The organism is Candidatus Dependentiae bacterium (genome assembly GCA_026389015.1).
GTDB lineage: Bacteria > Babelota > Babeliae > Babelales > Vermiphilaceae > JAPLIR01.
In genome coordinates this window covers 78,367-92,658 of record JAPLIR010000015.1, presented here as the reverse complement: position 1 = coordinate 92,658, position 14,292 = coordinate 78,367, and the positions used below count along the sequence as shown (strand labels likewise).

The 14,292-nt window shown below is 41.3% G+C and carries 9 protein-coding genes and 2 tRNA genes; 9 read left to right on the top strand and 2 right to left on the bottom strand.

The features are described 5' to 3' along the window. Window positions 1-175: 175 nt before the first annotated feature. Window positions 176-1,927, top strand: a complete 1,752-nt coding sequence (locus NTX86_01945; protein MCX5922067.1) for a trypsin-like peptidase domain-containing protein — start codon at window positions 176-178, stop codon at window positions 1,925-1,927. 80 nt (window positions 1,928-2,007) lie between these two features. Here the strand turns inward: NTX86_01945 and NTX86_01940 are convergent, their stop codons facing one another. Continuing rightward, window positions 2,008-4,011 (bottom strand): hypothetical protein, encoded by a 2,004-nt coding sequence (locus NTX86_01940; protein ID MCX5922066.1) that lies wholly within the window; start codon window positions 4,009-4,011, stop codon window positions 2,008-2,010. 32 nt (window positions 4,012-4,043) lie between these two features. Further along, entirely contained in the window at window positions 4,044-6,995 is a 2,952-nt protein-coding gene (locus tag NTX86_01935) for a right-handed parallel beta-helix repeat-containing protein (protein ID MCX5922065.1), read from the bottom strand. Window positions 6,996-7,246: 251 nt separating this feature from the next. Here NTX86_01935 and NTX86_01930 point away from each other — a divergent pair, with 251 nt between their 5' ends. The 8 genes from NTX86_01930 to NTX86_01895 all read left to right on the top strand — a co-directional run bounded on the left by NTX86_01930 (window position 7,247) and on the right by NTX86_01895 (window position 14,190). Further along, window positions 7,247-8,722 carry a trypsin-like peptidase domain-containing protein gene (locus NTX86_01930; GenBank protein ID MCX5922064.1) on the top strand — a complete coding sequence of 492 codons (1,476 nt, stop codon included), beginning with the start codon at window positions 7,247-7,249 and terminating at the stop codon, window positions 8,720-8,722. A 71-nt stretch (window positions 8,723-8,793) separates the two neighbouring features. After that, window positions 8,794-9,528 (top strand): TlyA family RNA methyltransferase, encoded by a 735-nt coding sequence (locus tag NTX86_01925; protein ID MCX5922063.1) that lies wholly within the window; start codon window positions 8,794-8,796, stop codon window positions 9,526-9,528. Window positions 9,529-9,597: 69 nt separating this feature from the next. Continuing rightward, window positions 9,598-9,671: transfer RNA gene (locus tag NTX86_01920), tRNA-Arg, on the top strand. Between the two features lie 159 nt (window positions 9,672-9,830). Then, a tRNA-Arg gene (locus NTX86_01915) sits at window positions 9,831-9,907 on the top strand. A gap of 224 nt (window positions 9,908-10,131) precedes the next feature. Further along, window positions 10,132-11,367, top strand: a complete 1,236-nt coding sequence (locus tag NTX86_01910; protein MCX5922062.1) for an FAD-dependent oxidoreductase — start codon at window positions 10,132-10,134, stop codon at window positions 11,365-11,367. Window positions 11,368-11,494: 127 nt separating this feature from the next. Then, complete coding sequence (locus NTX86_01905; protein ID MCX5922061.1) at window positions 11,495-12,697, top strand: hypothetical protein; 1,203 nt, start codon at window positions 11,495-11,497, stop codon at window positions 12,695-12,697. A gap of 72 nt (window positions 12,698-12,769) precedes the next feature. Continuing rightward, entirely contained in the window at window positions 12,770-13,423 is a 654-nt protein-coding gene (locus NTX86_01900) for a phosphatidylserine decarboxylase (GenBank protein MCX5922060.1), read from the top strand. After that, entirely contained in the window at window positions 13,423-14,190 is a 768-nt protein-coding gene (locus NTX86_01895) for a CDP-alcohol phosphatidyltransferase family protein (GenBank protein ID MCX5922059.1), read from the top strand. The genes NTX86_01900 and NTX86_01895 overlap by 1 nt, the downstream gene beginning before the upstream one ends. Window positions 14,191-14,292: the final 102 nt, after the last annotated feature.

Here is a 14,292-nt window from a genome sequence, read left to right as displayed (position 1 = left end):
AAGGGGAATACAATACAATTTGGTAACCACTACTATCGTACTGACTTCTCATTTTTTTGGCAAATTAGGGTTTGGTGGCAGCTGCTTATTACTTTTTTAAATCATTGTTGTAAGCTATAGGACGTCTTTTTAAAATTTTTATATATTTTTTACCCTTATAAAGGAAGGTGTAGCGATGCATAGTTATTCAAAAATTGGCATAGCGTTTGGTTGTATTGTTGGTTTAGTTGGCACGGGTGGCGTTGTTATACTTTCTCAGCGGCAACGCGTACTGGAAGAAGCGCTTTCGACGATGCGTGACCAAAAAGTTGCTCTGGCAACCTGCATAGATGTTCCTTCCAGGCTCTGCTTATCCGGGCCTTCAGGCTCGGCAAGCTACGCCGGACAGGCACCAGCTCCCGTTGAAAAAATGGTTTCCACGAGCCAAGTGTGGCGACCAATTCAAGATAAAGTTAAAGACACAGTAGTTCAAATATTCTCGCAAATTGCAGAAACTGATTTGTTACAACCTTACAAAACACCGGCACAATATTCTGCGTATGGCAGTGGTTTTTTTATTAACGAGAATGGTGACATTATTACCAATGCACACGTGGTTGATCAAGCGCGTTCTATTTGGATTCAAATTCCGTCACTCGGCAAGCGCATTATTGATGTTGAAGTAGTCTCAGTTTCTCCTGAGCGCGATTTAGCGTTATTACGCGTCAAGCCTGATGGACTAGAAGTGATCAGAAAAACTTTAGGTGCTGTGCCGTATTTACCGTTGGGTGATTCTGACATTGTACGTCGTTCTGACGAAGTGATGGCGCTGGGCTATCCGCTTGGACAGCAATCGGTCAAGAGCACCACGGGTGTTATTAGTGGTCGCGAGCAACATTTAATTCAAATGAGTGCTGCAATTAATCCCGGCAATTCAGGTGGTCCACTCGTTAATACCAAGGGTGAAGTAGTTGGTATCAATGCGGCGAATGTTCCTTCGGCTCAAAACGTTGGGTATATTATTCCTATTAACGATCTTAAAATTGTGCTTAATGATTTTTATAACGTCAAGTTATTACGCAAGCCGTTCTTGGGTGTGTTGTTTAACAATGCAACTGATAGCTTGACGCAATATTTAGGCAACCCGCAACCAGGAGGTTGCTACGTGGTTGAAATTGTCAAAGGCAGCACGTTGGACAAAGCTGGCATCAAACGTGGCGACATGATTTACGAGATTAATGGTAACCGTCTTGATATTTTTGGTGAGATGTCTGTTGCGTGGTCGGAAGACAAAGTTTCGATTATTGATTATGTAACGCGTCTTTCTATTGGCCAAGATATGAAGTTGGTAGCATATCGCAATGGTACCCGTAAAGAAGCTACCATTAAGTTTACGCAAGGGACTATGCCAGCCATACATAGAATTTATCCGGGATACGAATCAATTGATTACGAAGTATTTGGTGGCATGGTGGTTACGCCATTAACCTTGAATCATATTCATATGTTAGCTGGTTCTGCATCAGGCTTGGCAAAGTTTGCTGAATTAAAAAATCAAAATCAGCAAAAATTAGTCATCACGCACATATTCCCTAATTCTCAGTTGTATCGTTCGCGTACTCTTGCGGTAGGTGCAACGCTCAACGAGATTAATGGTATGGAAGTACATACGTTGGAAGATTTTAGAAAGGCTGTTAAAAAGAATGTGGGTACTGCCTACTTGACTATTCGCGCATCGGACAACGTTGCTCGTGCATCGGACAATGTATTTGTAACATTGCCGTTTGATAAAGTGCTTGAAGACGAATCTAAGTTGGCGATGGATTATAAGTATCCCTTGTCAGCTATGGCTAAAGATTTGTGTAAGATTATGGATGCTAATAAGTCTGTTGCAATTGTATGTCAGAAGACTGAATCTACAGAACCTGAACAAGCAACAGTGGCATAGTTAAAGAGTAAACTGAAGATCAAAAAAAGGCTCCGCATTTTGTGCGGAGCCTTTTTTATTTCTAGAATAAAGTGAGGGGATTAGAATCCTATGCCACCTTTAAGAAATACACCCCATTGGTTGAAAGCAGCTCTGCAATCGCATGCATGCTTGCCAAGGTCTGTAGGTTTTGCGTCAAATTCAACTTCACCACCAAGGCTGATAAATGGTTTAACGCGGCATGCACGGTCCCAATTATAGCTGATATTTACAAACAGTTTATTGGTGCTAACGCTTGGTGTTGCTGCAGATTCAACATCAAGGTCGAAAGGTTCTGTGTCATTACCAAAGTCGACGGGTGTTGATGTTCTGATAGGTGTTATATCGCTGCCAATACCATCGATAGGGGAATATACAAATTCAACATTAGGTTGAGCGTTGGTATTTAAATAGGCGACTGCTGATCGTGGTGAATCGATACCAGGGTTCAATTCTGGAGCGACGGGGAAGTTGCCGTTTACGTCTCTCACATAGTTACCACCACTAAAAGCGGTTGCTCTATCTTCTTGCATTCCGCTGAGTGGAATGCGGCTGTATTGTGCATTGTTTACATAAGAGTTTCGTGCGCTTGGAACGGTCGATGAGCTGCCCGCTATATCAAAAGTTCCTGCTGTAGGTGGCCAGTTCATATGGCCCATGTTTGCTGCAGCGCCGGGTAATGCAGCGCCATACATAAAGGCGTCACCTTTAAGGCCGTAGAGCTCTATAGCAACTTCATCAGCGATATTCAAGCGTTCTTGTGTGCGTCCCCAGAAGTTGTAGCCTATGTCAAATTCAAAATTTTTGTACGTGTAGGCAAGCTTAAATACTACGTCGGCTTGCAGTTGAATGTTGACATTAGTGCATAGGGTTATTTGGTTTATTGAGTTGAATATTTCACCTGCATATTCACTCTTTGCACTCACTGCACTTACTGATCCGAGAACGTTTTCTTGTTCAGCATTTTGTACAATATCTTTAAAGACTGCTGAAAGGATGTATCTGCTCAGTGGGCCATTGTCAAGGTAATCAAAGGTACGTACTTGCTTGGTGTCAAAAAGGTGTGTTACATTGCAATCAAAATAGAGCGCTATGGACTGATTGTTGTCTTCACATTCCCAGAATTTTAGATGGGAAGTGAAACCTAATCCGAGTTCAAAGTGGCCGCCGTTACCAACGATTGGCTCGAATAGGTATTCGCTTTCAGGCTTGTTGCCAGCAGGCAATGCGGTACGAATTGCAAAGCCCATGTGGCTAATGTCGTTATTAACGAAGTTCCAACCAAGAGCAATTTGTACATCAGAAAGGCGTGTGAGGCTTCTTACTTTTGGACATTTTGATATTTTACCATATTGCAATGGTACCTTTAAATCACCAAAAGTAACATTGCCACCAAAGGTATCAAGCACTCCTTGTGGCAAGCTTGCGCGTGGTACTTCTAGAACGTTCATATAGCCTAATGGGAAAGGTAGGTCGCCTTCAGCGCTGACTTGTTCTCTGGCATTCATTGACCAGCGGGTATATACTAATGGCGCAGTTATTCTAAAGAAGGCTGATCGTGCCCATTTATCTAACCCAATATAAAGATCAAAATCTACCAAGAAGTTTTGTACACGAGGATTAAAGCAGACGGTGCTTCTGAAATCCTGGGGTAGACCGAAATAATCGGCAAGAAGATCATTAGGTCCACGGTTTAGGACTTTGCTACCAGAAAATACAACCTTACCATCAACAGCAGCTCTACCAAAAAAGTATTCGGTAATGTATTTTCCTCTGAATGTTTGTGTGTATTCTGGTGTTATCGAAAATTCACCATAAGAATGCGCTGAGAGATCCAATGGGCTACAGCAATCTAAAGCATCAATGCCGCCAACATTTTCCCTTGAGCATTTGTTGATGTAGCGTTGTACGCCACAAAGGTTTCGAGCAGCGTTTTCGCTTTGTGAGCGATGTGCAAGAAATGTTTTTGGATTTCTGCATGGCACAGCACAGTCATCTGCCTGCATCGGGAGCATGGCCACAAGGGCCATGCTGAGAATCGAACTGTATAACAATGTTTTTTTCATGTTTTTATTCCTTATGGGTAAAAGTATCATTCTTAACAAACGCAGTCAGTGCAAGAACATAAGCAGTCAAGCAGAGCAGACAACTTTGAGTTTACTATCGCAAACTGCGAATTCATGTTCGTCTCAATGACGCCAAGTCTGCTGTTGGTGGTGATACAACAATTGTCGAGATCAGCAGTAAGAGCAGCAACTTTGCTATTTAAGGTCAAGCAGCAGTTGTCGAGATCGCCATTCAGGGCATCTACTTTGCTATTCAAGGTGAAGCAACAATTATCCAGATCGCCATTCAGAACATCAACTTTGCTATTTAAGGTGAAGCAGCAGTTGTCGAGAGCGCCATTCAGAGCATCTACTTTACTATTTAAGGTAAAACAGCAGTTTTCTAATGCGCTAAATATGAGGTCATCGATATTGCTGCCAATAAGGTCGCATTCAACGTTGTTCCAAGGACTGGCGTTTGCCATGTCTCTGATGAAGTCAACATTGAAGTAGTTGAAATCATGGCCGCAAGCATAGTTGCCAAGGTACTGGTTGACTGTATCGCCGGCCAGTTCGTTTCGGATACCGTAACTGGTGCCGGCGCCGTTGGTGCTTCGATTGTGGGTAATTCTGTTGTTTAAGATACTGCTGTCAACGTTGTTGATGCCTACCATAAGAATTCCGACAGAATTAGTATCCAAATCACTATGGTTGCATTCTACGCAGTTGCGTATAATTGAAGATCGTTGGCAATTTTCAAAACTAATGCCATGTGCTGGATTACCAATGTTGTCATTCACTTTGTTGTCCAGAAGATTACAGCAGAAGCAGGTGTCGAGTAAGATGCCGCCGGCTGCGCCGCCGGTATAGCCATTACTGCTGACCGTTGAGTTTTTGATGGTGATAGTTTCGCATGTATTTAATGTTATGCCTTCTACGCTGCAATGAGTAACATAGGCATCAGCAATGAGCATGTCGGTTATAGAGCCGGCTGTTCCATCGAAAAATATACCTCTGCCCGAACAATTTTTGACGGTTGCATTGTTGATGTTCCATGCTTGCGCGGTGCCTTCAATGTGTATACCATCACTGCTTGCATCATTTTGTATGCTGTCGATACATATATCTCGTAATGAGACATTCAATGCGCTGCCTGTTGAGAAGACACCTGCACTCACACCGTTTTGTATAGATGACTCAGTTATGCATACATTAGCAGCAAAACCGAGGAAAATACCAAAGTTTGATCGCATAACGCGGACATTGTTTAAACTGACGTTGGTGACTGATGTAACGCCAGATCCATCAAGGAATACTGCTGCGCCACCGTTATTATTACCAAAATCAATATCTTGTATCAATGCATTGGTAATCTGTAGGTCAGAGCTTTCGGTGAAATGTATCCCGTGGCCATTGCATCCTTGAATAACGATAGTTTCCAAGGTTACATTGCGCGTGCCTGCAGCTACGTTAATACCAGAATTTATGCTCGTTATCCTAGCAGGATTATTTTGTATGGTTACGTTCCGTACAATGATACCACTGTTATTTATACCAACATTGATACCATTATTAGCCACATCTTCAATAAGAAGGTCATGGAGATTAATAGCTTGGTTTGTTGCTTGAACATCGATACCATTGTCACCAGTAGTTACGCCACAGGTTCCTACGATTGATCCATTATACACGGCGATATTTTTATGGCTTGGTTGGATTACGATATTACTAAGGCCTCCAAGAGCAGATAATGTACGGCAATTTAAATCAAGATGGACATCGTTTGCCGCAATAATAATTTGTCCGCAGACATTGGTTGCAAGACAATAACAGCCTGGCGTGTCAAGAGTAACCGTGCCGCTCACACCATCGACAAAGATTGGTGTAGGTGGGCAGGCAAGGAGAACATCTAATTTACTATTAACGGTGAAGCAGCAGCCATCTAATTTGCTTTCAACAACTTCTACGTTGCTTTCGATGACATCCAATTTGCTGTTCAATGTTGCACAGCAACCGTCAAGTTTACTTTCAACGACCATTACTTTGCTGATGATAGTATCATCTTTATCGTCGATGACATCTAATTTGCTGTTTAAGGTTGCGCAGCATGCATCGAGTTTACTTTCAATAACTTCTACAATGCTTATAACAGTACTACTGTCAAAATCGATAGCATCTATTTTACTATTGAGGGTTGCGCAGCATTGTTCAAGATTGCTTTCAATAACTTCTACTATGCTTATCACCGTGCTACTGTCAAAGTCGATAGCATCTATTTTACTATTGAGGGTTGCGCAGCATTGTTCAAGATTGCTTTCGATGACTTCTACTATGCTTATAACAGTGCTACTGTCAAAATCGATAGCGTCTATTTTACTATTTAAGGTTGCACAGCAAGCATCAAGGCTACTTTCAATGACATCAAGTAAGCTAATGATAGTGGCATCATTTACTATTACAACACTGACAATTTCAAAGAGTCTCCAAAGAATTTGGAAGTTAGCTTCATCTACGTATGATCCTCCCTCACGTGTATCAGCAGGGTTTATTGTATCAATTACCTGCAACGCTTCTTCTAAGGCAAGGCGTACAATGTGCACATGTTCAGCAGTAGTAGCTTCAGCGTTTTTTTCTAAAGTAGTTAAGTTAGTTTTTATGGTGGTTAAGGTAGTTTTTAAGGTCGAAAGATCACGAGTAGATAGGTCTAAAGTGGTTGTTGATTTATTGGCATTTAAGAATGCGTCGATTTTTTTAGGTAATGAGGCAATGAGTTGTTTGTCCTCATCAGATAGTTTTGGATTGGTGATTGTTGCCTCTAATGCGGCGGTAAGTTTATCGTTATTTTTTTTTTGTTGTGTAGATGGTATTGTTTTTTGTTTTGTTGTGGGTGCGGCTGATGCTGTTGCAAAAAAGGCTGGCTGTAGCAGCAATGCACCGGTAAGAAACAGGCGCAACCTTCTTGTGTAATTCGGCATTAGATCGCGTAAAGACCTGAGTTGTTTCATAATACTGTCTCCTTTTTTAGATGATACATATGAACATTAATCTCTTTAATTCTGTTTACCCTTATTATTTTTCGTTGTCAATAATATTACTTAGCAAAAAAAATATTATTCTGATGATATCTTTATTGATCTACGGTACTGTAGCATGGTGTGAAAAAAATAATCAATAGTATGGGCATCTCTTTTTTTTTGATGAAACATTGTAGTAGCTTGTGAAAAAGAAAAATATTGTAAAAAAAGGCGAATGAAACATGAAAAAAGAGAATATTGTTTTGATTAAAGGCACGGTAGATTGGACACAAATTCAAGATGCGGTTCAAAATGCGGTTGTGCAAGTTTTTGCGCAGGTGGGTAAATTTAATTGGCTAGAGCCGTACAATATTGAAGAGCAGGCTGAAAATCGAGGCAGTGGTTTTTTAATTAATGGCGATGGCTACATTATTACCAATGCCCATGTAATTGATGAAGCAAAACGTATTTGGGTACATGTGCCTTTGTTGGGTCGGCACATGATTCATGTTGACGTTGTTGGTTGTTGTCCGCAGCGTGATGTGGCATTATTGCGTATCAAACCAAAAGATTTAAAAGAGTTACGCGCAGCACTTGGTGTGGTGCCTTATTTGATCTTTGGTGATTCAGATGTAGTGCAGCGCACTGATGCAATTTTAGTGCTTGGTTATCCCATGGGTCAATATCGCCTAAAAAGCACCACGGGCGTAGTGAGTGGCCGCGAATCAAGTGATGGTGGGCAGGCGTTCATTCAAGTAACAGCACCGATTAATCCCGGATCTTCCGGAGGACCAATGTTTAATGAGCACGGACAGGTGATTGGGATTAGTATAGCTACTATTGCTGAAGCACAAAATGTTGGCTATGCAATCCCTATCAATCAGCTGAGCTTGATCTTGGACGAACTGTATACGCAGCGGTTGGTCAGAGTTCCTTTTTTAGGCGTGCAATGTATGTATGCAAATGATAGTAAGGCTGAGTTTCTCGGCAACCCGCTACCGGCTGGTATTTATATTAATAGAGTGATTAAAGATTCTTTATTTGATAGAGCTGGTATACAGGTTGGCGATATGTTGTATGAATTTAATGGATTGCCAATCGATGTATATGGAGAATCACCAGCGCCTTGGGGAGTAGATAAAACAACGTTGATTGACCTTATTGCGCGTGTAAAAACAGGCGATAAGGTAAAATGTGTGGTGTATCGTAATGGTAAACGCAAAGAGATAACGTTGAAATTTGTATTATCCGATCCGTATCCGATTAGACATATGTATCCGGATTGCGAAGCGATTGATTACGAAATTATAGCTGGCATGGTTATTATGCCGTTAGCGGATAATCATATTCCTTTATTAATTGAGGATGCTCCCGATTTAGTGGTCTACGAAAAAGTTGAGGAAAAACTTCAGCCGGTATTGGTTATTGCTCACGTGTTGCCTGGTTCACTGGCGCAGCAGCTCAATGTTATCATGCCTGGCGATAGCATTAAAGAAGTAAATGGTATAGAAGTTGGCACTCTGGAGAGCTTTAGAAAGGCTTTACAAAAAAGTATCACCACCGGATTTTTGACGCTCAAAACCAGGCGTGATTTTTTTGCGGCATTCAATTTGCAGGATTTATTAGACGATGAGCTGCAATTGAGCAAGGATTTTATGTATCCTGTTACAAAAGCAGTCGAGAAACTGTTAAAAAAGGTTAATAAAACCGCGGTGTAGTCAATATAATTCCTGTTGGTATACTGGTAATATACGGGTATCCATAGTTTTATATTGTTATGAGTGGTGTTATGAGTAAAAAAAGACTTGATCTATTGTTGCAAGAGCAGTTTGCTCAGCATACCAGACGTTATATTCAAAGTTTAATTATGCAGGGCAAAGCGCAGGTTGAAGGGCGTATCGTCACCAAACCAGGCATGATCATCCCAGAAGATGCACAGTTGACCTTGCAGGCCGAAGAGCAAAAATTTGTGGGCCGTGCCGGTTTTAAGCTTGAAAAGGCATTGGATCATTTTGCGGTTGATGTAGCGGGTTTGGTAATCATGGATGCAGGTATTTCAACCGGTGGCTTTACCGATTGCATGTTGCAACGTGGTGCAAGAAAAGTATATGGCATTGATGTTGGTTATGGCCAAGTACATGAAAAAGTTGGTAACGATGAACGCGTAGTTGTAATAGAACGTACTAACTTGCGTAATATGACCGATCTTGGCGAAAAAGTTGATCTCATTACTCTTGATCTCTCATTTATCTCTTTACTCAAAGTTATGGATGCGGTTTGCAGCATACTTAAACCCGATGGGCAACTTATTACTCTTATTAAGCCTCAATTTGAAGTACGTAAAGAAGATGTTGGTCGCGGTGGTATTATTAAAGATCCAAAAATGCATGCGCATGTTATTCAGCTCGTTACTCAGGGTATTGCCCGTTATGGATTTGTCGCAATAGGCGTTACCGAATCGCCAATAGAAGGCACGACTGGTAATAAAGAGTTTCTAGCTTATTTTAAAAGAACTTCAGCGTAGTTTTTGCGCTTCCTATCATCTTTTTCTGGCTCTTTAGTCTTTTTTTTGTTACATATAATACTATTATTTGCGCCCGTAGCTCAACTGGATAGAGTACCGGATTTCGATTCCGATGGCTGTAGGTTCGAATCCTACCGGGCGCAATATAAATATAGTTCATCAAGTTATATAAATTTCTAAGTATTTGCTGCACATTATTTGCGCCCCCTTCGGCTTCGCTTCCTCCTTCGCTAAAGCTTCGGCGGACAGGCAGGATAAAATAGCGAGTAGATTGGGAGTCAAATTTGAAATAAAAGTTATTTGCGCCCGTAGCTCAGGTGGATAGAGCGGCAGATTCCTAATCTGCAGGCCATGAGTTCGAATCTCGTCGGGCGCACCAGTCTTCGCTAGGTTCTTCTCGCTATGCTCGTAGAGCTAGCTACGTCTGGCAGGCCAGATAAGCTTAGGAGTAAAAAATTACTTGAAATGTTTTATTTGCGAAGACTGCCCGAAATAGCCGAAGGCGACGACGGGCTTAATTTTTGATATTAATTCATTCGCTTATCCGGGCCTTCAGGCTCGGCAAGCTACGTCGGGCTAAAGATAAATAAAATAAAGAGAATCATGTCAAAAACTCATATCATTATCGGTGCATCAGCAGCAGGAACAGCAGCGGCACATAAGCTGCGGCAATTGGATGCAGATGCAATTATTATCGTGGTTTCTGATGAGCTTGAAGCTCCCTACAATAAATGCATGCTGGCAGACTATCTTGCTGGCAGCAAGGATGAGTCTCAAGTGCATACACTAACGCTTGAACAGGCTAAAAATAAAAACATCACCTTGATGCTTGGCACACGAGTAACATCTATTATTCCCGATCAAAAAAAAATTATTCTCGATGATGGTCAAGAGCTTGCCTATGACACTTTACTTCTCGGTGTTGGTACCTCGCCAATCATACCAACATTACCTGGCTTAGCAGAAGCTGAAGGTGTATTTACCTTCCATCGTTTGAGAGACATGCACGCGATTATGCAATGGATTGCCAAATCGCAGGTTAAAAAAGCAGTAGTGGTCGGTGCAGGCTTGAGTGGTCTTGAATGCGCGGATGCCTTATTATCACATAACATTGAAGTGACTGTTGTCGAAAAACAAGGTCAAGTTTTGTCATCGATTGTTGATGCTCAGGGTTCAAAGGCTATCGAACAACAGATGGCAGTCCATAACGTGACCTTTTGCGCCAATGAGATGGTGTCAGAAATTATTTCTAACAATGGCTCTACTACGCTAAAGCTACGAAGAGCAGGCCGCGTGAGCGGTGTTATGTTAGCTTCCGGTAAAGCCCTTGATGCTGATATGGTTATTTTTGCGGTTGGGTTGCGACCTAATGTGCAGCTGGCCTTTCAAGCTGGCGTTGCGGTTCAGGATCAAGGCATTATAACCAACCAGTTTATGCAAACATCCGTTTCTGCAATCTATGCTGCGGGTGATATCGCCATGGTGCAAGATCAACTGAGTGGAAAATTAGTTCCAAGTCGATTGTGGCCAGATGCGATGCTCCAAGGGTTGGTCGCTGCGTGTCACATGGCTGGGCAGCCGCGTGTGTATCCTGGCATTTCTCCCGTTATTAGTTCTTCATTTTTTGGTATAAAATTTGCGGCCTGCGGGCCTATTCTGACTCCTCTGGCCGATGGTGAGCTCATAACTCAGCAGGGTGATGGGTATTATCATCTCTTTTTACTGGTCGCTGGAACTTTAAAAGGTTTCTTGTTGGTAGGCAATACCAATGCTATGGGTACCTATCGTCAAATGGTCATGACCAAAGCGCTGGTTGATAAGGCTGTTCTTAAGGTTTAAAATCCGACTTTTATCTGTGCTATTTCTATTAGAAATGTGCTCAATGAGGGCTGTTGATTACTTAATTTTTATAGTTAAACTCAATAATGAACTATAGAATATGTTTTCTAAAAAATATGAGGTTACTATGAATAAGAAAAACACAATCTTTGTTTTATTAATGATTATGGGACTACAGGTCGCTATGCCTACGTCAGGTATGAATCCTGCACCGCAAGTACCGATTCAATCTTCAAGTGTAGTATCGACTTTGATTAAAGCAGGGGCTTTCTTTGGTGTTGTAGGCAGCATTGCTTTGGCATACAAACCTGTTTATCGACCTTATGCTCTTCAAGCATATACTTATGTGTGCGATGGCGCTGCTTATGTAGCTGAGAGAACTACTGCTGCAGCTGCTTATGTAAGCAGGGCAGCTTGGAGTTTACCTACCTTAGTCAAGGCTGGAGCGGTTGCTGCGGTTGGCGCCACGATGTTGGCTAAATCTAATCTAGATACCAAAACTAAAATAGGTATTGGTGTTGGCGTTACAGTTACGGCGGCTTTAACACGGTTTCTGTATAACTATGCAGGAATCAGAACGTTAGATAAAAAGAGAAATTTGGATCATATGTGTCTCGGTGATAGGCATGATGGGCCAATAAAGTTTTATAAATGGGAAGTGCAAAATTATCCTGCTGCTCGTTTAATTAAAGCTAATGGTGCGGCAATTATTCAAGCCTTCAAGACATCTGCTCAAAATGGTACTTTGTATATTCCTGATTTGAACGGTAATAGTATTGCCTATCCAACGTGGAAACATGTCAGAGATGCTATAGATCGTGAAAAGGATGAGTTTTGGCAAGATATCTTGCAATTGGAGCGTGATCATCTTGTCTATTGCGATGTTATGCCTTCATTAGTTGATGCGTTTGGTATTCAGCGAGAGTATGATAAGGCATGTGTTGATGCTCCTCTCAATGCTCGAGGTGAGCATGCAGATCCACAAGGACCAGGTTCTTGGACTGAGCAGCAAGAAAGAAGTATTAACCTTGCAATGCAAAATCCGTGGAGTAACCCAACATTTCTACAGCGTATTTCTAAGCCTATTTTTACTGCCATAAAGCCTAATTATGTGTACGCAGCTAAAACTTATTGGAAGATTTTAAAAATATGGCAACGGCTTTGTGAACTTGAGAAGTTGTTAGCACAACAACAGGCTGGCGTTTTTATTAACCCAAATCGTCCTCAGAATGGTGGTATTCAAGCCCCCGTGGTTGTGATTAATAATAACCAACAGGGAGCTCCAGGTGGCATGCCATTTGTAGCAGATAGCGACGAGCGCAAAAACTAAGCTAACTTTAGATTTTTAAAAAAACAGGTATCCTAACTATGGATACCTGTTTTACTTTATAAGGAATTTTTTATGCTAACATTTATTACTTCGAATTTATTGTGGACCCAAGGTTTTTACATTGCTGCAGTACTTATTGTTTGCACGGTACTTGGTTATTTTTTATTTCGTCCGTTATTGTATGTTTCGCTTGGATTATTCTTGTTTAGTTTTTATTTCTTCCGCAATCCAGAACGTGAATGCCTTGAGGCTAAACGGGATGCATCAGTTTTGATTTGTCCTTCTGATGGTGTGGTGGTGGACGTTCAGTTTGATAAGGACAACAAGCTAGAAGGTTATGCGCAAAAAGTTTCCATTTTCCTTTCGCCCATCGATGTGCACGTTAACTGGACTCCTATGGCTGGCACGATTCAAGATATTATCTACAAAACTGGTACTTTTTCTATGGCATTCTTGCCAAAATCTTCTGAGTTCAATGAGCGTAATGATATTGTGATTGCCGATGAACAAGGTAAAACTATTCTGGTGCGCCAAATTGCAGGCACCGTTGCGCGACGTATTTGTTGTTGGGTGCCTAAAGGTCAATCAGTACCAGCAGGATACAAATATGGCATGATCCGGTTTGGATCAAGAGTTGACATCTTGATGCCAGCTGAGGTTATACTTGCGGTGGGTGTTGGACAAAGAGTCGTTGGTGGACAAACGGTATTAGGAAGGTGGCAATAATGGCTTTTTCTTTACTAAAAACATGGCGCAAATCTGGTAAACAAAAAATTAAACAAAAATTATTTATCATTCCCTTTTTCTTTAGTTTTTTAAACGCATTTTTTGGATTACTGTCGGTAATTCATACTATCAGTCATAATTTTACTTTTGCTGCCTATTGCATTTTGTTAGCCGCATGCATGGATTTTTGGGATGGTAGGTTAGCTCGAGCGTTTGGGTCATGCAGTGATATTGGCATGGAGCTTGATTCGCTGTGCGATGCAACCTCTTTTTGTTTTGCGCCAGCTATTTTAATGTACACTTGGCGCCTTGCTGACTACGGGCCATTTGGTTTACTCGTTGTTGGTGTTTATTTGTGTGCTGGCTTGTATAGGCTTGCTAAATTTAATGCATTACACATGAATGCTCAGCGTCATTTTGTTGGGCTGCCCACAACGCTTGCCGCTTCTTTTCTAGCAACGGTTGTTATTGCATCGGTATGGATTGCGCAGAGCCCACTTTCTTTGCTGGTTTCTCATGAAGGATTGTTTGGCATGGTGCTGGTGTTGTCCGTGTTAAAACTTTCTGCATGGAAGTTCTTATCACCAAAACAATTAAATCTGCACGGCGCCAAATCATATCTATTGGTAGCATTCTTTGGGTTAGGTTGTCTTTTGTTAGCTTATGCTGGATATCCAGTCCTTTTCTTAATTGCATTGGCCTATGTTCTAGGGAATATAGTATTCAATGTCATAACCGGTTTTTTAAACATGGTAAATGTTCAATAATTTAAAAAAATAAGTACTGATTTTTTGGTAAACAACTAAATAACTGTTTCTCGTTTTTATAATGTGCCATATAGAATATATGGCACATTATTTTACGTTAAT

Excerpts from the sequence above, each read along its gene's own strand:
- NTX86_01910 (MCX5922062.1), top strand. The coding sequence starts at position 10,132 with ATGTCAAAAACTCATATCATTATCGGTGCATCAGCAGCAGGAACAGCA.
- NTX86_01940 (MCX5922066.1), bottom strand. The coding sequence starts at position 4,011 with ATGAAAAAAACATTGTTATACAGTTCGATTCTCAGCATGGCCCTTGTG.
- NTX86_01925 (MCX5922063.1), top strand. The coding sequence starts at position 8,794 with ATGAGTAAAAAAAGACTTGATCTATTGTTGCAAGAGCAGTTTGCTCAG.
- NTX86_01900 (MCX5922060.1), top strand. The coding sequence starts at position 12,770 with ATGCTAACATTTATTACTTCGAATTTATTGTGGACCCAAGGTTTTTAC.
- NTX86_01895 (MCX5922059.1), top strand. The coding sequence starts at position 13,423 with ATGGCTTTTTCTTTACTAAAAACATGGCGCAAATCTGGTAAACAAAAA.
- NTX86_01930 (MCX5922064.1), top strand. The coding sequence starts at position 7,247 with ATGAAAAAAGAGAATATTGTTTTGATTAAAGGCACGGTAGATTGGACA.
- NTX86_01935 (MCX5922065.1), bottom strand. The coding sequence starts at position 6,995 with ATGAAACAACTCAGGTCTTTACGCGATCTAATGCCGAATTACACAAGA.
- NTX86_01945 (MCX5922067.1), top strand. The coding sequence starts at position 176 with ATGCATAGTTATTCAAAAATTGGCATAGCGTTTGGTTGTATTGTTGGT.
- NTX86_01905 (MCX5922061.1), top strand. The coding sequence starts at position 11,495 with ATGAATAAGAAAAACACAATCTTTGTTTTATTAATGATTATGGGACTA.